The organism is Devosia sp. MC521, from assembly GCF_014127105.1.
Taxonomy (GTDB): domain Bacteria; phylum Pseudomonadota; class Alphaproteobacteria; order Rhizobiales; family Devosiaceae; genus Devosia.
The window spans coordinates 382,325-397,500 of the sequence record NZ_CP059902.1 but is presented as its reverse complement, the minus strand read 5'-3'; the positions used below and the strand labels follow the sequence as shown (position 1 = coordinate 397,500).

Genomic DNA, 15,176 nt, shown 5'->3' with positions numbered 1-15,176 from the left:
GGAGATAGTCATGCGGATGTTCTCATTGACCGCTTCGGCAAGAACGTCATCCGCGCCGGAGAGGAGCGCTTTATTGGCAGCAGGCACAATGTTGTCGATGAGCTTGGGAAGGAAGCCCGGCAGATCGGCATTGTCGCGGGCGACAGCGAGTGCCGCATCGACAGCTCCACACCTTGAGTGTCCAAGAACAACGATGAGACGCGTATTGAGTGACGCCACAGCGTATTCGAGGCTGGCGATTTCGTCCTCCCCAGCGAAATTGCCCGCCACGCGGGGGACAAAGAGATCGCCCGGCGCTTGGTCGAAGGCGAGTTCAGGCACAACACGCGAATCTGCGCAGGTCAGGACTGCAGCGTAGGGATGTTGGCCGAGCGCTAGTGTTGGACGCGCTGCTGCGAAATCGACATTGCGGCGGGTATTATCGAGGAACCGCTGATTGCCGAGCATCAACCTGTCCCAAGCTTCTTTTGGTGAGACGGCGATGGCGGGTGCCCCATGCGTATCAAGGGCAATGGCACTCTGCGGCGGGAGAGCTGTTGCTGCCGCTAAAGCAAGGCTGCCGATAAGCAGATGACGGCGGGAAAGCGAAACGCTTGAACATGTGTTGCACATTGTCGGGCTCCGAATAATGAAACCCAATATGGCGCACTAAAGCGCTTAGATCACTCTGATTTTCAGGCAGGCTAGCCGCGTGGAGCCGCTGCGCGGGACAGGCGATCATTGATCGCTTCGCCCAAGCCCGTGCTCGGGATAGGCGCCACAGCGATCAAGCTTGCGCCAGCTTTGTCGAGCTGATGGAGATAGGCAAAGAGATTGCGCGCCGCTTCTCGCAAATCGCCGCTTGGCGAGAGATTGAGCGCCGGACCATGGTGCGCGACAGCCGTACCGAACGCGAGATAGGCCTCACCCTCTTCAGGTGTTGCGTTAAGGCGGATCGCGGCATTGGGGGCATAATGGCTCAGGAGCATGCCGGGCGCGGAGATTTTCGCGCCCTTTTCCGCCAAAACAACAGTTTTCCCGATGAGGGCCTCTATCTCTTCGCGCGCGAGCGCACCGGCGCGGAGCTGCACGATGGTATCACCGTCTACGGTCACGATAGTGGACTCGACGCCCGATGTGCATGGCCCGCCGTCGAGAACCGCCACACGGCCGGCAAAGCCTTCGCTGACCTGCAGAGCCGTCGTCGGCGACAATTTTCCAGATGGATTGGCCGAAGGCGCGGCGAGTGGCCGGTCTGCGGCGCGGATTAAGGCGTTGGCGACCGGATGATCGGGCACACGAATGCCGACGGTATCAAGCCCTGCCGTGGTGACATCCGCCAGGCCGTGACCTTCAACCAAGGGCACAACGATAGTGAGTGGGCCCGGCCAAAAGGCCTGCGCCAGCTTGCGCGCCAATGGGCCAAAGACGCCGTAGCGTTCGGCCATCGCCAGATCGGCGCAGTGAACAATCAGCGGATTGAAGCGCGGACGGCCCTTGGTTTCATAGATCGAAAGTACCGCGTCGGCATTGGTCGCGTCAGCACCGAGCCCGTAAACGGTCTCTGTTGGAAAGGCGACAAGCTGCCCTGCGCGCAGGCTTTCGCCCGCCTGCCGGATGGTTTCGACATCTGGAACGTTCATGCTTGGGTGTTTGACAATAGGCACGCCTGCCGTCAAGACAAACCATCACCCTGATGTATACGGCGGAATAGGCTGGGCGTAGATTATGCGTGATCAGGCCAGTATCGGCATGGAGCTAATGTGACGACCCTTTTGGTCAGCCAGACAAATTACGAAGAGCATCTGACGCCCAAAGGGCATCCTGAATGCGCCGCTCGGCTGGTCGCCGTGGCTGAAGCCTTGTCTGCACCTGAGTTTGACGCTCTTGTCCGTCAAGACGCGCCTTATGGCGATCTCTTTCTGGCCGAACTCGTGCATGATGCCAATTATCTGCCGGCGCTCCGCGACGCGCGCCCTGCCGAAGGCATTCGCTCCCTAACCAGCGACACTGTGATTTCCGGCAACAGTCTGGACGTTGTGGCCACGGGCCTTGGCGGCGCACTGGCTGGTCTGCGTGGCGTTTTGCTCGGCGAAGTCGACAATGCTTTCTGCGCCATTCGCCCGCCCGGTCATCACGCTGAAATCGCGGACACCAGCGGTTTTTGCCTCGTCAACACTGCGGCCATTGCGGCACGGGAAGCCCAGCGCAAGTATGGCGCGGAACGTATCGCCATCGTCGATTTTGACGTTCATCATGGCAATGGCACCCAGGACATCTTTAAAGACGACCCGAGCGTCTTTTATGCGTCGAGCCATCAGATGCCGCTCTTTCCCGGCACGGGTCGGCCAGATGAACATGGGGTCGGCAATATCTTTAACGCTGCGCTCAAGCCCAAAACGGCTGGGGCGGAGATGCGCGCCGCCTATAATGAGATCATTCTGCCCGCGCTCGACAATTTCGCGCCTGATCTGATCATTCTCTCTGCCGGATTTGACGCGCATATTCTCGATCCGCTCGCCCAGTTGGAATGGATAGAGGATGATTTTCGCTGGGTAACGGGCAAGTTGATGGACATTGCCGAGCGCCGATGCGGCAATCGGATTGTGTCACTCCTCGAAGGTGGGTATGACCTCAAGGGACTTTCCGGTGGGGTCAGCACCCATGTTGCGACCCTACTCAACGGGTAAACAGGATCAGGATTTATCATGGCCGACACTGCACATGACGATGTGAAATCGCTGAGCTTTGAAGCTGCACTCGAGCAGCTCGAACAGATCGTGCAGAAGCTGGAAAGCGGACGCGCGCCTTTGGCTGAATCCATTGCCATTTATGAACGCGGCGAAGCGCTCAAAGCGCATTGCGAGACCCTGCTGAAGACAGCAGAAGCGCGGATCGAAAAGATCACTCTGTCGCGTGAAGGCAAGGCCGTGGGCACCGAACCGCTCGACGCAAATTGATTTTGGGCTGACCAGCCCTCCTTATTATACGGTCACGAGGTCATGCGAGTGCCGAGCACTGCGTGACCTTTTGGCTATCTGAAAGGCGAAACACATGTCCTCAAACAACTCCTTGCGCATTGTGCGCATCGCACTTTGGGTGCTGGTTGCCGTCGCGGCAATTGGAGCCACGGCTCTTTACGCCTTCCGCCCACCCCAGCAGACCATCGGGGAAGAAGGTCACACGTTTTCGCTCACCTCCTCGCGTGGTGGGGAGTTTACCGATCTTGATCTGATGGGTACGCCGAGCCTTGTCTTCTTTGGCTATACCCATTGCCCCGATGTTTGCCCGGTCACTCTGGCCGAGACAACCGCATGGCGGGCGCAGCTGGGCCTCACCCAAGACGATCTGCGTATCATCTTTGTTTCGGTTGATCCGGCGCGCGACACAGCTGAGATCGTCAAGGACTATGTCGAAGGCTTTGACCAAAGCGTTATTGGTCTGACCGGCACAGCTGAGGACACCGAGAGCATCAAGAAGGCCTTTGGTGCCTTCTCGGAAATCGTCGGTGAAGGCGAGTATTACACCGTCAACCACACCTCCCTGACCTATATCATCGACGATAAGGGTAAGTTTGTCTCGAGCATTTCTTACGGGGAAGATGCCGAGACAGCGAAGAACAAAATCCAGCGTGCGGTGAAGGTGTGAGCCGGATCCGGCTTGATCTTGCGCTTGAAGAGCGTGGCTTGATGCCAAGCCGCGCTCGTGCGCGCGATGCGATTTTGCGCGGCACAGTTTCCGTGAACGGCGCTCCAGCGAAAAAGCCCAACCAGATGGTGGGGACAGATGATGTTTTGGGCATCGATGACCCGGCAGCGAACTATGTTTCGCGCGCCTCGCTCAAACTGATTGCGGGGCTCGACGAAGGCAAAATTTCGCCGGAAGGCAAAATCTGTCTCGACGTCGGGTCCTCAACCGGCGGGTTCACCCAGGTTCTGGTCAAGCGCGGCGCGGCCAAAGTCTATGCGGTCGACGTTGGTCACGACCAACTTCATCCCCTGCTCCGCGCCGATGCGCGCGTTGTCAGCTTTGAGGGCACCAATGCCCGCGACCTCGATCGGGACCGCATCGTCGAGCCGATTGATCTCGTCGTTTCCGACGTCAGTTTTGTCTCGGTCACCAAAGTGCTCGAAGCGCCGTTGTCCCTCTGCGCTCCAAAAGCGAACGCCATCATCCTCTTCAAACCGCAGTTTGAAGTCGGGCGTGACTTTATCGGCAAGGGCGGGATCGTTAGCGACCTTGAGGCGTCCGACCGCGCCATGGGCGAAGTCATCGCCTTTGCCGAAGCGCAAAACTTCGCGCTTCAAACCAAAATTCTGTCACCGATTACGGGCGGCGACGGCAATCAGGAAACCGTTCTGGTGTTTTCGCGCGGCTAGGCTTTACTGTCGCCAGGCCTCAAACGGACCGCCTGCGATCAAGGCCCAATAAATTTTCCCAGAATTGGTCCGCGCCGTCGCCAGGCCGAACTCGACAAAGCGCGTCGACAGCAGCGTCTTGCGGTGACCGCTCGAATTGAGCCACCCCTGAATTGTGTCGGGAAGGGTTTTATATCCCTTGGCGAGATTTTCGCCGACAGCCAGCTGGTAACCTGCCTCCGTCACACGCTCGCGCAGCGTTACACCCAGATCGTGGCTCAGCGTATCCTTGCGCGCCATAAGCCGCGCTTGCGAACGCGCTGCCGCCTCAAGGGCTGAGCTATAAGTCCACTCCCCTGCCCCATTCGCCCGACGGACGGCGTTGATGGTGGCAACGATTTCCTCGCGCGACAGCCCCTCTGGCTGGCTCGACGCCTTGGCCGGAAGGGGCGGGATCGTGGTTGAACAGGCCGAGACGAGGCCCGCAGCGCCAAGAATAAGCACGGAACGGCGCGAAATAAGGGTCATGAACTAGGCCTGATCGTAAGCGCTGAGCAAGAGAGGCAAGACAGCAAGGTCCCCGTGAATAGCGTTTCCGGCCTGCAAATTCCAGCAGGCGGCAAGGCCCGAATGGACAGCCGCAAAGCCTAAGATGCGCTTACGGTTGAGCTGCAACTTTGCCGAAAACACATCCGCCATTTCGCCGATGCGCTTGGCGTTCGCTGCAACTTTGATGGCATTGTGCGGATTGCGGAAGGCATTGGCGACTTCATAATGCGGGTCGCCGTATAGCCCCTTGGGGTCAATCGCCAACCAGCCCCGATCAGAGCGCATAATATTGTCGTGGTGCAAATCGCCGTGCAGCGGCACTTCGCGGGTCGGCTTATCAAAGAGCTTGAGTGCCGTGCCTGCGCAGCGCGCATAAAGATCGCGCGCCGTATGGGGCCATTGCCGCACATCGGTTTCAAACAAGGCATCGAAATTTTGCCGGAGCGGCGCGAGCCCCTTCGGGAAATCCGCGCGTGGCATGTGCAGCTTCTGGACGGTCGAAGCAAAAGCCTCGGTGGCTTCCGCATCGCGCCCTGAACGAGACAGAATTCCGAGCGTGCCCCCGTCGAGCCATTCCATAAAGATGGCGTCTTCGTGGACGTCGAAAACCGTCACCGCGCCTTCACCGGAATAGTATTCCAAAAGGCTTGTGCCGCGCCCTTCTTGGTCGCGGACGTGGGGCTTGATGATTTTGAGGGCCGCCATATCGCGACCGTTCTGCTCGACCTTAAAAACCCAGCCGTTTTGGGTCTCGGCGACCAGCGCCGATTTCGTCAAAGACCAACGGATCATGGCTCGATTGAGCGCCGTTTCGAGAGGTGTCTGATTCATCATTACGCCATTAGAGCAGATGCCGATGCAGGATACGACGGGAATGGCGCGAAAAGCGGGCTGAAGTACGGCACGCCCTAGCGATTTGGCGGAGCCATGCCCCGCCAAATCATTTTCCTGTTTAGCGAATTTTATAGGCGTCCTTGGCAGCCTGATAGCTCAGGTGCTTGGCCAGATCTTCGGCGGTCGATTTGGTGATGCGATTTTCGCCGACCCAACGGCCTAGGAAACCGCAAACCTCACGCCGCCAAACGTCATGGCGCGCCGGGATCGACAACAAGGCGCGCGTATCATCGTTGAAGCCTGCCAAATTATAAAAGCCAGCGCTTTCCACCACCTGATCGAGATAACGGCGAATGCCCTGCGGACTGTCGTGGAACCACCAAGGTGGTCCAATCATCAGCGATGGCCAATAGCCTGCCATAGGCGCGAGTTCCCGCGCATAGGTGGTTTCATCCAGAACGAACATCAACAGACGGAGATTCTTTTCGTTGCCACAGCGCGACAACAGGGCCTTCAATCCACCAACATAATCGGTTGGCCCCGGGATGTCGGCACCAAGGTCGGTGCCGCGCTCGTCAAAGAGCAGCGGATCGGTATTGCGACGCGAACCCGCGTGAATCTGCATCACCATGCCGTCTTCGACCGAGAGCAGAGCCATTTCCGTCATCATCTGGGCGCGGAACAGTTCTGCGTCCTGCGCGTCGTGGCGCTTGGCCAGAATTTTGTCGAGCAGCGCCTGCTTTTCGACCAAGGGCAAATCGGCGGTATTGGCGGTTGGCACGCCATGGTCGGTCGCCACAGCACCATAGCGGCGGAAGTATTCACGCCGCGCCCGATGCGCATTGATCAGGCCATCCCAGCTCGTAATATTCTCGCCGGTGATCTCACCAAATTTTTGCAGGTTTTCGGCAATCGCTGCGCGGCTTGGATCGGTCACATCGTCTGGGCGATAGGTGGTGTGCACCTGCCCAATGAGACCCTGCGCCAACATCGACTGATGATGCACAAGCGGATCGAGTGCGAATTCGGTAGTCGCGATGACCTCTACCGAAAAGCGCTCGAGAATGGCGCGCGGACGCAGCTCTGGTGAGCCCAACTGGCCCTCGATCTGATCAAAGATCGCGTCGGCTGTCGCCCCGGACAATTCCTCGGTGATCCCGAAAACAGCATGTAGCGAGTGATCGACCCAGGTCTTGGACGGTGTGCCCGCGAACAAATAATAGTTTTCCGCAAACAGCTTCCACGCCTTGCGCTGGTCGGTCTCGACCGGCTGGCCATCCTTGCGCGGAATACCAAGCGCGTCATAGCTGATGCCGCGGCTCTTGAGCATGCGCAACACATAATGGTCCGGCGTCAGAAAAAGAGCGGTCGGCGAAGCAAAGCGCTCGTTCTGGGCGAACCAGCTCGGGTCGGTGTGGCCGTGCGGGGAGACAATGGGCAGGTCTTTCACAGCCGGATAAAGGTCCCGGGCAATCGATTGCGCGGGCTCTGAGGCCGGAAAGAGACGATCGGGGTGCAGATGGGCTGGGTGTGTCATGAGGGCGTTTGTGCCACGTTCGCGCGGGCCAATCAACATCTGCCATACAAGATTACAGCACTCGGCATTTAAGTCGAATTAACCGCGTTCACCAGTTCTGGTTCGGAAGATAACCCGGTGCAGCTAAGCTCCCTTATCCGGGCGAGAACAGAGACAATCGCCAGCCCGCCAATTGCTCCATCCCAGGAGGAAAAGGTGTCACACAGTCCCGCTCCAATTTCGGCCACCACGCTGTCTGAAGCACGGCGCAATGCGCGCCACCGCGCGCGTGTCGACCGCATCTACATTATGTTGGCATCGGCGAGCTTAGCAGCCTTTGGTATCGTGGCCACGGCGAGCGCTTTACTCACGAACCTCCTATAAGCGCCGAGCACATGGCTGGTATGCGCTTGGAATTTTTCAAAGCGTACCTATCTTTCCAATCAAGAGAGCGACGACGACAGTTGCTGCTCTCGCAGTTCGGATCGGGTTGAGCAGAGCCTCGTGCGTTTCTCCTCCCTCCATGCGCGCGATGCGTTCCCCGCCGACACCAAAGCCCGGATGCTGGTTTCCCTCCCCAGCGTCCGGGCTTTTTTATGCGCGCGCATGAACCATCAAACAACGCCTCACGCCCTTGCAAGACTTAGGCAATTATTTCTAATAACAGCAATTAATTATGACTTTTATTTCCGCCGATTGCGCCACATCAGCGCCAACAAATCTGCAACACCACGTCAGTTCAAGAATATCAAATCCTCAATCGCAGACGTTCTTTCCGAAAAGTGAATAGTCTTTACAGTGCCTTGTGATAAATCTTTCTCGAATAATTGAATTCGAGAGAGGGCTTTGAGACTGACGAGAGAACTTTCATTGCGCAGTCTTCTGCGCGCAGAAACCAAAGACATTCATAGTCAACTCGACAGCATCACAGGAATATTTTCAAATACTGAGCAATATAGGCACTTTGCAACGGCCACCTACCGGTTTAGGCTCTCTTTAGAGTTTGCCCTAGACTCACTCGACATCTGGAGACCGCAAAAGCTGGGCCCGTATCTTTGCGATGATCTTGACGATTTAGGCGTTACGCGTCGCCCTTGTCCTCGCTCTTATTCCATTCGTTTAAACACCGCCGAACAAGTTGGAGCGCTTTACGTGCTGGAAGGCTCGTCCCTCGGGGCGCAGCTATTGCTGCGTCGTGCCATCGCCCTAGGTTTTGATGCCCAATTTGGCGCCCGTCACTTGGCGCAGCAAGTAAGCGAGCCTAGGCGTTGGCCTCACTTCGTCGCCCTTCTCGATAGCCTTCCTGAACACCTCCATCATCAGGCCATCGCCTCTGCCAAGCGTGTGTTCGAGCACGCGTTTGATATCTATAGGGACCCAGCCAATGACATCCATTGACAGGTCCGACGTGAATGCCTGTGATCTCGAGCCCATTCACATTCCCGGCTCGATCCAAGGCAATGGCGCGTTATTTATCGTTGAGCCGACCTCCGGCACGCTCGTTGGTTTCGCTGGCGCGCTCGATGAGCATGTTCTGGGCCAAAAGCTTGCCGATATCCTGGATCTAAATTGGGAGACCTTGAGAGATCAAACACCTGCGCAGGGCGTCCATATCAGCGCCCCAGTGGTTTTCTCTGGTCGCACCTACGACGTTCTCAGCTATCGCAGTGACGACCATTTGGTCGTCGAGCTTCTCTATAGCGAGGAAGCAAAGCCCATTGATGCGTCTTTCCTCGCACAATTCCACGCGCATGAGGCTCGGCTTGAACGGGCGGGAACGCTGGAAGACCTCGCCAATGAAGCCGCCCTCGCCTTTCACAGGCTCACCGGCTTTGACCGCGTTATGGTCTATCGCTTTGTCGAAGGTGATGCCGGAAAGGTCTTGGGCGAGTATCGCTCCCCCGGCTTCTCCAGCTTTATGAACCATCATTTTCCGGCAAGTGATATTCCCAAGCAGGCCCGGGCTCTCTACGTCAGGAACAAGGTACGGGTCATTGCCGATGTGCACTCCCAGCCCCAGCCGATTATCAGCGCCAGCTCCAAGCTCAAGTCTATCGACCTCTCGGATTCTGCCCTGCGCAGTGTGTCGCCTGTTCACATTCAATATTTGAAAAATATGGAGGTTGGCGCTTCAGCGTCCATGTCCATTATCAAGGATGGGCAATTGTGGGGGCTCATCGCATGTCACCACCAATTACCAAGAAACATAGCCCTGACCAGTCGCATGGCCAGCCAAGCGTTGGCAACGAGCCTGTCGCGGCTGTTGAAGGTGCGAGAAGAAGGCGAATTTTACCAGCAACGCATTCGCTTGCGCACGCAGGAAGATGCAATTCTCTCGCGCCTCGGCGATGAATGTCACCTCGGGCAATTCTTCGCCAAATCAGGCAGCTATCTGGCCACGCTCTTGGATGCCGATGGCTTTGCCGCTGTGCAAGGCGCAGAAGTTTATCAAGTCGGAGCCTCGCCGAGCGAAGCGAACATCCGCGAACTGGCGGAATTTGTTCGTGCGCCCGCTCTGGTCAAGCCAATCGCAACCCATCACCTCTCGGTGCTCGTGCCGTCCGCCGAGGCTTACAAAAACATTGCCAGCGGTCTCCTCGGCGTCACCATGCCCACTGAAGTGCCGACCATCCTCATATGGTTCCGGGCCGAACATCTGCAAACAGTGCAATGGGCGGGCAATCCGCACAAATCCAGCACGGGCGACCCCAGCACGCCTTTGACGCCGCGCGCCTCATTCGACGAATGGGCCGAGACCGTCAGTGGCCGCTCACGCCAATGGTCGCTTGCCGAAATTGAATCCGCGTCACGCGTCGCGCGTATGCTGCTCGATGCACGCAACAACAGCCGCATCCGCCAGTTAAATCGTGAGCTTACGGCGACGGTTCGGGAAAACGAAAACCTGATGCGGCAGAAGGATTTCCTCCTCAAAGAGGTCAACCATCGCGTGCAAAACAGCCTGTCCATCGTCGCGGCATTCTTGCGCATGCAGTCGCGCGGGACGAGCGATGAGGCACGCCGCGAATTGCAGCAAGCGGAGCGCCGTCTGATGGCGGTGTCGCTGGCGCACCGACGCCTCTATCAAGACGAAAGCGTCGAGACCATCGATCTCTCGCGCTATCTCGAGGAGCTGGTTCACGAGCTTTTCGACACACTGGACGGCCAGTGGCGCAAGACGCTGCAGCTCGATCTCGCCCCGGTGCTCATTCCCACAGACAAGGCCGTCACCCTTGGCCTGATGCTGAACGAGTTGATCACGAACTTGGCTAAATACGCCTATAACGGCGCGCCCGGCCCCGCCCATATTTCGCTGTCGCAACATCGCCAAACCATTCAGCTGACGGTTTCGGACAAAGGCAAGGGTATCGACGGCACCGTTTCAGGTACCGGATTTGGCCAGAAAATGGTTCAGGTGTTGATCCAACGCCTCGATGGAACCCTAAGCTTTGAGGACAATAACCCTGGCACGCGCGCTATCGTCCGTGTTCCGATAACCGGCGATAAGGATTGATCGGCCAAGGCGTTAGCACGATAGTGTGAGGGAACCTACGGTTAACCAAATTCATTGGGGTCATGGAAGGAAAACCATGCCCCAGTTTCGTATTGTCGATTTGCGCGCAGCGCAGAAGGAAACCGAACACAAGTTGGACGCACAGACGCCGGAGGCGGCGGCTGGCGAAGCCTTGGGAATGCACCTATTCCGTAGCGGCGCCAAGAGAGACCTCATCTGCCGCGTTTATTGGCAAAGCCCAGGCGGCACCAACATGGTCCGCCTCTACGGCAAGACCCTGCCCAGCCATTCCTGATTAATCCAATGATCGACGGTCGCCCGGCGACCGATGTTTCAATATGAAAAGGGCCGCCCCAAGGGCGGCCCTTTTACTGTCTCTGATCAAGACTTCTTAGAGCCCCGAGAACCGCTGACGCAGTTCGTCCTCGTTCTGTGGGAAGCGGCCATCTGGGGTTGCCCGATCGACAGCTTCCGGAATGTTTTGCGCAAGGCGATTGAGCAACTCATCATAGTCGAGCCCGGTATCGCGCGACAGATTCATGAGGTTGTCCCGGCCAATGGCCTGCTCAACCTGATCCCGCGACAGTCCCTGTGTGGGCACGCCGGGTGTGATCCAAGAATCGGCCTGTTCGCGCTGACCTGAATTGCGGAAAGTATCGAGCAGATCATTTAATCCACCCATCAGTCCGCCCTGACCAGCGGCAGAGGAGTTTACACCTTGCCCTGATCCCGCGGTGCGATTGCCCACCTGGTCTCCAACTTGCCCCAGGATTTGGCCAAGTTTGTCTCGATGCTGAAAGCCTGCGACAGCTGCCATGCCTAGAAGCGCCAGAATAGACGGCATACCACGGTTTGACATGATGAAACTCCTCTTAGTGTTTGATTAGGCCCGACGACCCGCGATGGCACCCCAGACGAAAAGGATGATGATCGCACCAACGATCGCGCCGATCAGCCCTGCACCTTCACCGGCGGAGTACCAACCGACAGCTTGACCGAGATAGGACGCCACGAAAGCGCCGATAATCCCGAGAATGGTGGTAAGGATGAAGCCCGAAGGCTCATTGCGGCCCGGAAAGATGAACTTAGCGATCACGCCGGCGATAAAGCCAATGATGATAGTCCAGAGAATACCCATTTTTAGCCCTCATGTTAACGACTAGGGAGAAACGGGCCTCTAGCGACTTCGTTGCGCATGAGCGTGCATTTGCCGTTCACATTTCACCTTCAGAGCCACGCGAGGGCCTCAAGACCGGGGTAATGGCCATAAAAAAAAGCGCCCGCCGAAAAGGCGGACGCATCACTTCGCAAGGGATAAAAATTTAGAGAAGCGCAGCGCGCACGTCGTCGATGATCACACCGAAACTGATCGGGCCGACCGACTGGTTCCAGGGTTCAATATTCACTTCGTAGACATGCCCTGCCGCAACGGCTGGGAGACGCTTCCAAAGGTCCATCTCTTCAATCGAGGACATTTTGTTCTCGTCTTCGACCATTAGGAAAATATGGTCGGCCGTGAGCTGGGTGAGGTTTTCAAGCGAGACCTCGGCATGGTCATCCGCCATTGAAACGCTCTCATGCGCCGTCAAACCCAAGTCTTGATAGAGCACTGGGCCAGACCGACGGGCGCCGCCATAAACGCGAATGTCCTTTTCGCGCACGCGCAGTAGCAAAATGGTCTGCTCGCCCAGCGCGGCCTGCAGTTCGGTCTTAGCTGCAGCGGCCTTGGCTTCGTAAGCCTCTAGCGTTGCCTTAACCGCGTCCGCCTGGCCAAGCGCATCCCCGAGCCCGACATACCATTCACGCCAATCTGCTTCCGGTTCATCCAGCAGAATAGTCGGTGCTATGCCGGTGAGCCGCTCGTAATTGCTCTCCTGCTGCTTGGCTTGCGCTAAAATCAGATCGGGATTGAGGTTGAGCACGCGCTCAAAGTCGGGCTCGGAATGGTTTCCCACGGTCTCAGTGGCCGCTAGGCCGTCGACCAGTTGCGATGGCATGCCGGAGGGGCGATCAACCGAACCAATCGGAGCCAGGCCCATGGAGATCAACGCTTCAGCAAAGACATTGTGCAAGGTGACAATGCGCTCTGGGGCGACGGGAATAGTGGTCTCGCCTTTCGCGTGCTGAACGACACGTTCGGCATCGGTTGCACTGACCACCTGAGCCACTTGCGCCAAAGCCGGCGTCGAGAGGGCAAAGCCAGACAGCAGTCCCGCTACAGACAAACACAACACCCGGTATGACAATCTCACTTCAGCCTCCAGCCCAAATAACATGACAGTGAATGTCACGTTATTGAGCTAGGCACAATAGGGCTGCAGCTTAGGGTCCGTTGTGTGTCCGGACTTAAGTTTCTGCGTCGAAATCGGGGAGAGGTTCGTCATCCTTTGCCGGGATGACATAGGCGCCCGAAAGCCAGCGGTTGAGATCTACGTCCGCGCAGCGACGCGAGCAAAAGGGCTTAAATTTTTCTGCGGCCGGGGCCCGACCGCAGATAGGGCACAGTGCTTCAGCTTTCTCGGCCATTAGACGCCAGAAACGCTGGATTGGTTGAGCCAGTTAAAATGCACGGGATAGCCATCGCCAGCCAAAAGCTGCGTGGTTTCGTGCAAGGGCAGGCCCACGACGGCTGAGTAGGAGCCGACGAGTTTAACGACGAAAGACCCGGCAATGCCCTGAATAGCATAGCCCCCTGCCTTGCCCCGCCATTCGGCGCTGGCAAGATAGGCTTCCATCTCTTTATTGGAGAGACGCTTGAAGCGAATGCGTGTCTCAACCAGACGCTGACGTTTCGCCCCTGATGGGGTGAGCAGCGTGATGCCGGTGTAAACACGGTGGGCGCGCCCCGAAAGCAGCCGCAGGCATTCTGCAGCTTCTTCCATTGTTTCTGCCTTTGGCAGAATGCGCCGCCCCACAGCAACCACTGTATCCGCGCCCAGCACCAGGCCGGTGTCGCCATATCCGGCGATACGAGCCTTGTGCTGTGCGGTGATCGCTTTCAGGTCTGCCAGACGTTGTGCGAGCTTTCGCGGCAACTCCCCCTTCTCAGGGGTTTCGTCGACATGGGCTGGCACCAGATGTTCCGGCTCGATGCCGACCTGGTTGAGCAATGCCAAACGACGAGGCGATGCGGACGCCAGAATGAGTTCCGGACGACTGGCCACGGTTTGCCTTACTTAAAGCGATAGGTGATACGACCCTTGGTCAGGTCGTAAGGCGTCATTTCGCAAAGAACCTTGTCGCCTGCGAGAACGCGAATACGGTTCTTACGCATACGGCCAGCAGTATGAGCGATGATTTCATGCTCATTCTCTAGCTTCACGCGGAACGTCGCGTTGGGTAGCAATTCGGTGACCACGCCCGGAAACTCGAGCACTTCTTCCTTGGCCATACTTTCTCCTGAGAAGGCCCCCGCTGCCACACATTGGCGCGTCAGGGCCACAAATTTGGGCGGAACCTACTTCAATTCAATTGTTTTGTGAACCACCGGAAACCAAAGGTTCCAAGCGTTCGCGAACACGACGTCGCAATTGATCGCGCAAACCTCGATAGGCATCCAAAACGAGAGCGCGACTTCCCTCTACAAGGGAGGGGTCTTCCACCTGCCAGTGCTCCACCGCTTTTGCTTCAAGGCCCTTGCGAGCCACAGCATCGGGGGCGTCATCAGACAGTGTGATAACAAGATCGAACTTGTTGGCAACCAGTTCGTCCAGAATATGGGGCGTATGAACGCTCATATCAATACCAACGTCCTCCATGACCTCATGGACGAATTGGTCGGCCTTACCACCGTTAACCCCCACAGAACGGGCAATTATTCGGCCTGGGAAGGCTTGGCGCGCAAGCGCTGCAGCGATCGGCGAGCGCACCGAATTCATTGAGCAGACAAACAGCACTGTGGGCAGTTCGCTGGTCGCTTCGTCAATGCGGGAGGCATAGGGTTGCACGGCGCAAATCAGCGTAAACAGGCGGCGCGCGGTGTTGAGATCGATGATGATCTTATTGTCGAGCCGCGTCCTTAAGAGCTCTGCTGCCTCGTTGTGCAGACCGCGCCGCGCCATATCGACGGTCTCGATCTGGAACGGTTGCGCCGAACGAATGGCCTCATAATAGGCTTCGCGGATGCGAAAATAGTCGCGGATAAGTCTGCGAAACGGCGTCAACGAGAGATAATGGGCAGCAATGGGCTTAAAATTCTCTGGGTCGCGGACGTCTAAAACGATCGAATTGCCGATAATCGACACGTGCAGAGCATAAGGTCCTTCCGCCGAAACGCGTGCGGGCCGGAAGGTGTTGTCCTCAAGCAGATCATAAATGGCAATGCGCCACTCATGCACCTCGTCAGGATTGATCGAGGTGATGGTGTTAGGGTCGAGCGTGACGGTGACCAGACGATTGGTGTCCTTGGTCACCGGCTCTGTGCCCATGC

21 protein-coding genes (1 of these 21 cut by a window edge) are annotated in these 15,176 nt (G+C 57.4%); 9 read left to right on the top strand and 12 right to left on the bottom strand.

The genetic code is table 11. The features are described 5' to 3' along the window. Together H4N61_RS01910 and H4N61_RS01905 are read right to left on the bottom strand one after the other, a co-directional pair. Window positions 1-612, bottom strand: partial view of a carbonic anhydrase gene (locus H4N61_RS01910; protein WP_169196664.1) — the 5' portion only. The gene continues 111 nt to the left of window position 1, outside the view; 612 of the gene's 723 nt are visible here — the first part of the coding sequence; the start codon lies at window positions 610-612; the stop codon falls past the left edge of the window. A gap of 71 nt (window positions 613-683) precedes the next feature. Further along, complete coding sequence (locus tag H4N61_RS01905) at window positions 684-1,622, bottom strand: L-threonylcarbamoyladenylate synthase (protein WP_169196663.1); 939 nt, start codon at window positions 1,620-1,622, stop codon at window positions 684-686. 120 nt (window positions 1,623-1,742) lie between these two features. On the opposite strand from H4N61_RS01905, the gene H4N61_RS01900 reads away from it, so the two are divergent. The 4 genes from H4N61_RS01900 to H4N61_RS01885 all read left to right on the top strand — a co-directional run bounded on the left by H4N61_RS01900 (window position 1,743) and on the right by H4N61_RS01885 (window position 4,358). Beyond that, window positions 1,743-2,669: a histone deacetylase family protein gene (locus H4N61_RS01900; protein WP_169196662.1), complete on the top strand. Its 927-nt coding sequence runs from the start codon at window positions 1,743-1,745 to the stop codon at window positions 2,667-2,669. An 18-nt stretch (window positions 2,670-2,687) separates the two neighbouring features. Continuing rightward, window positions 2,688-2,939 (top strand): exodeoxyribonuclease VII small subunit, encoded by a 252-nt coding sequence (locus tag H4N61_RS01895; RefSeq protein WP_169196661.1) that lies wholly within the window; start codon window positions 2,688-2,690, stop codon window positions 2,937-2,939. 94 nt (window positions 2,940-3,033) lie between these two features. Next, entirely contained in the window at window positions 3,034-3,627 is a 594-nt protein-coding gene (locus H4N61_RS01890) for an SCO family protein (RefSeq protein ID WP_169196660.1), read from the top strand. After that, on the top strand, window positions 3,624-4,358 hold the full coding sequence (locus tag H4N61_RS01885) for a TlyA family RNA methyltransferase (RefSeq protein WP_169196659.1): 735 nt from the start codon (window positions 3,624-3,626) through the stop codon (window positions 4,356-4,358). Before H4N61_RS01890 ends, H4N61_RS01885 begins: the two co-directional genes overlap by 4 nt. Before the next feature lie 3 nt (window positions 4,359-4,361). Here the strand turns inward: H4N61_RS01885 and H4N61_RS01880 are convergent, their stop codons facing one another. The 3 genes from H4N61_RS01880 to uxaC all read right to left on the bottom strand — a co-directional run bounded on the left by H4N61_RS01880 (window position 4,362) and on the right by uxaC (window position 7,257). Beyond that, on the bottom strand, window positions 4,362-4,865 hold the full coding sequence (locus H4N61_RS01880; protein ID WP_169196658.1) for a CAP domain-containing protein: 504 nt from the start codon (window positions 4,863-4,865) through the stop codon (window positions 4,362-4,364). Window positions 4,866-4,868: 3 nt separating this feature from the next. After that, a complete protein-coding gene (locus H4N61_RS01875) occupies window positions 4,869-5,720 on the bottom strand; it encodes an aminoglycoside phosphotransferase family protein (protein WP_182394813.1) in 852 nt (283 codons plus the stop codon). 118 nt (window positions 5,721-5,838) lie between these two features. Continuing rightward, window positions 5,839-7,257 carry a glucuronate isomerase gene (gene uxaC / locus H4N61_RS01870; RefSeq protein ID WP_182394812.1) on the bottom strand — a complete coding sequence of 473 codons (1,419 nt, stop codon included), beginning with the start codon at window positions 7,255-7,257 and terminating at the stop codon, window positions 5,839-5,841. A gap of 195 nt (window positions 7,258-7,452) precedes the next feature. Here uxaC and H4N61_RS01865 point away from each other — a divergent pair, with 195 nt between their 5' ends. The 5 genes from H4N61_RS01865 (at window position 7,453) to H4N61_RS01845 (ending at window position 11,042) form a co-directional block, all read left to right on the top strand. Further along, a complete protein-coding gene (locus H4N61_RS01865; protein WP_182394811.1) occupies window positions 7,453-7,620 on the top strand; it encodes a hypothetical protein in 168 nt (55 codons plus the stop codon). A 120-nt stretch (window positions 7,621-7,740) separates the two neighbouring features. After that, on the top strand, window positions 7,741-8,022 hold the full coding sequence (locus H4N61_RS01860; protein ID WP_182394810.1) for a hypothetical protein: 282 nt from the start codon (window positions 7,741-7,743) through the stop codon (window positions 8,020-8,022). A gap of 84 nt (window positions 8,023-8,106) precedes the next feature. Further along, window positions 8,107-8,634: a biliverdin-producing heme oxygenase gene (locus H4N61_RS01855; protein ID WP_182394809.1), complete on the top strand. Its 528-nt coding sequence runs from the start codon at window positions 8,107-8,109 to the stop codon at window positions 8,632-8,634. Continuing rightward, window positions 8,621-10,747 carry a histidine kinase dimerization/phosphoacceptor domain -containing protein gene (locus tag H4N61_RS01850; RefSeq protein WP_169196653.1) on the top strand — a complete coding sequence of 709 codons (2,127 nt, stop codon included), beginning with the start codon at window positions 8,621-8,623 and terminating at the stop codon, window positions 10,745-10,747. Before H4N61_RS01855 ends, H4N61_RS01850 begins: the two co-directional genes overlap by 14 nt. Window positions 10,748-10,823: 76 nt before the next feature. Next, window positions 10,824-11,042: a hypothetical protein gene (locus tag H4N61_RS01845; protein ID WP_169196652.1), complete on the top strand. Its 219-nt coding sequence runs from the start codon at window positions 10,824-10,826 to the stop codon at window positions 11,040-11,042. 96 nt (window positions 11,043-11,138) lie between these two features. Here H4N61_RS01845 and H4N61_RS01840 read toward each other — a convergent pair whose 3' ends face one another. From H4N61_RS01840 to H4N61_RS18480, 7 genes are all read right to left on the bottom strand, one after another. Further along, on the bottom strand, window positions 11,139-11,606 hold the full coding sequence (locus tag H4N61_RS01840) for a YidB family protein (protein ID WP_248306093.1): 468 nt from the start codon (window positions 11,604-11,606) through the stop codon (window positions 11,139-11,141). Between the two features lie 24 nt (window positions 11,607-11,630). Then, on the bottom strand, window positions 11,631-11,885 hold the full coding sequence (locus H4N61_RS01835) for a GlsB/YeaQ/YmgE family stress response membrane protein (protein ID WP_169196651.1): 255 nt from the start codon (window positions 11,883-11,885) through the stop codon (window positions 11,631-11,633). Window positions 11,886-12,069: 184 nt separating this feature from the next. After that, window positions 12,070-12,999 (bottom strand): ABC transporter substrate-binding protein, encoded by a 930-nt coding sequence (locus H4N61_RS01830; RefSeq protein ID WP_182394808.1) that lies wholly within the window; start codon window positions 12,997-12,999, stop codon window positions 12,070-12,072. A gap of 94 nt (window positions 13,000-13,093) precedes the next feature. Then, window positions 13,094-13,273, bottom strand: coding sequence for a DNA gyrase inhibitor YacG (gene yacG, locus H4N61_RS01825; RefSeq protein WP_169196649.1), 180 nt, complete (start codon window positions 13,271-13,273; stop codon window positions 13,094-13,096). Beyond that, window positions 13,273-13,911 carry a Maf-like protein gene (locus H4N61_RS01820; protein ID WP_169196648.1) on the bottom strand — a complete coding sequence of 213 codons (639 nt, stop codon included), beginning with the start codon at window positions 13,909-13,911 and terminating at the stop codon, window positions 13,273-13,275. Before H4N61_RS01820 ends, yacG begins: the two co-directional genes overlap by 1 nt. A gap of 8 nt (window positions 13,912-13,919) precedes the next feature. Next, window positions 13,920-14,138 (bottom strand): translation initiation factor IF-1, encoded by a 219-nt coding sequence (gene infA / locus H4N61_RS01815; RefSeq protein WP_035082742.1) that lies wholly within the window; start codon window positions 14,136-14,138, stop codon window positions 13,920-13,922. 76 nt (window positions 14,139-14,214) lie between these two features. After that, the gene (locus H4N61_RS18480; RefSeq protein ID WP_182394807.1) at window positions 14,215-15,174 is read right to left on the bottom strand and encodes a UPF0262 family protein; all 960 of its coding nucleotides are present in this window, start codon (window positions 15,172-15,174) and stop codon (window positions 14,215-14,217) included. Window positions 15,175-15,176 lie beyond the last annotated feature (2 nt).

What these genes read in the sequence shown, in the direction of transcription:
- H4N61_RS01905 (WP_169196663.1), bottom strand. Translation starts at nt 1,622, where the DNA reads ATGAACGTTCCAGATGTCGAAACCATCCGGCAGGCGGGCGAAAGCCTG.
- H4N61_RS01895 (WP_169196661.1), top strand. Translation starts at nt 2,688, where the DNA reads ATGGCCGACACTGCACATGACGATGTGAAATCGCTGAGCTTTGAAGCT.
- H4N61_RS01890 (WP_169196660.1), top strand. Translation starts at nt 3,034, where the DNA reads ATGTCCTCAAACAACTCCTTGCGCATTGTGCGCATCGCACTTTGGGTG.
- H4N61_RS01880 (WP_169196658.1), bottom strand. Translation starts at nt 4,865, where the DNA reads ATGACCCTTATTTCGCGCCGTTCCGTGCTTATTCTTGGCGCTGCGGGC.
- H4N61_RS01875 (WP_182394813.1), bottom strand. Translation starts at nt 5,720, where the DNA reads ATGATGAATCAGACACCTCTCGAAACGGCGCTCAATCGAGCCATGATC.
- uxaC (WP_182394812.1), bottom strand. Translation starts at nt 7,257, where the DNA reads ATGACACACCCAGCCCATCTGCACCCCGATCGTCTCTTTCCGGCCTCA.
- H4N61_RS01850 (WP_169196653.1), top strand. Translation starts at nt 8,621, where the DNA reads ATGACATCCATTGACAGGTCCGACGTGAATGCCTGTGATCTCGAGCCC.
- H4N61_RS01845 (WP_169196652.1), top strand. Translation starts at nt 10,824, where the DNA reads ATGCCCCAGTTTCGTATTGTCGATTTGCGCGCAGCGCAGAAGGAAACC.
- H4N61_RS01840 (WP_248306093.1), bottom strand. Translation starts at nt 11,606, where the DNA reads ATGTCAAACCGTGGTATGCCGTCTATTCTGGCGCTTCTAGGCATGGCA.
- H4N61_RS01835 (WP_169196651.1), bottom strand. Translation starts at nt 11,885, where the DNA reads ATGGGTATTCTCTGGACTATCATCATTGGCTTTATCGCCGGCGTGATC.
- yacG (WP_169196649.1), bottom strand. Translation starts at nt 13,273, where the DNA reads ATGGCCGAGAAAGCTGAAGCACTGTGCCCTATCTGCGGTCGGGCCCCG.
- infA (WP_035082742.1), bottom strand. Translation starts at nt 14,138, where the DNA reads ATGGCCAAGGAAGAAGTGCTCGAGTTTCCGGGCGTGGTCACCGAATTG.
- H4N61_RS18480 (WP_182394807.1), bottom strand. Translation starts at nt 15,174, where the DNA reads ATGGGCACAGAGCCGGTGACCAAGGACACCAATCGTCTGGTCACCGTC.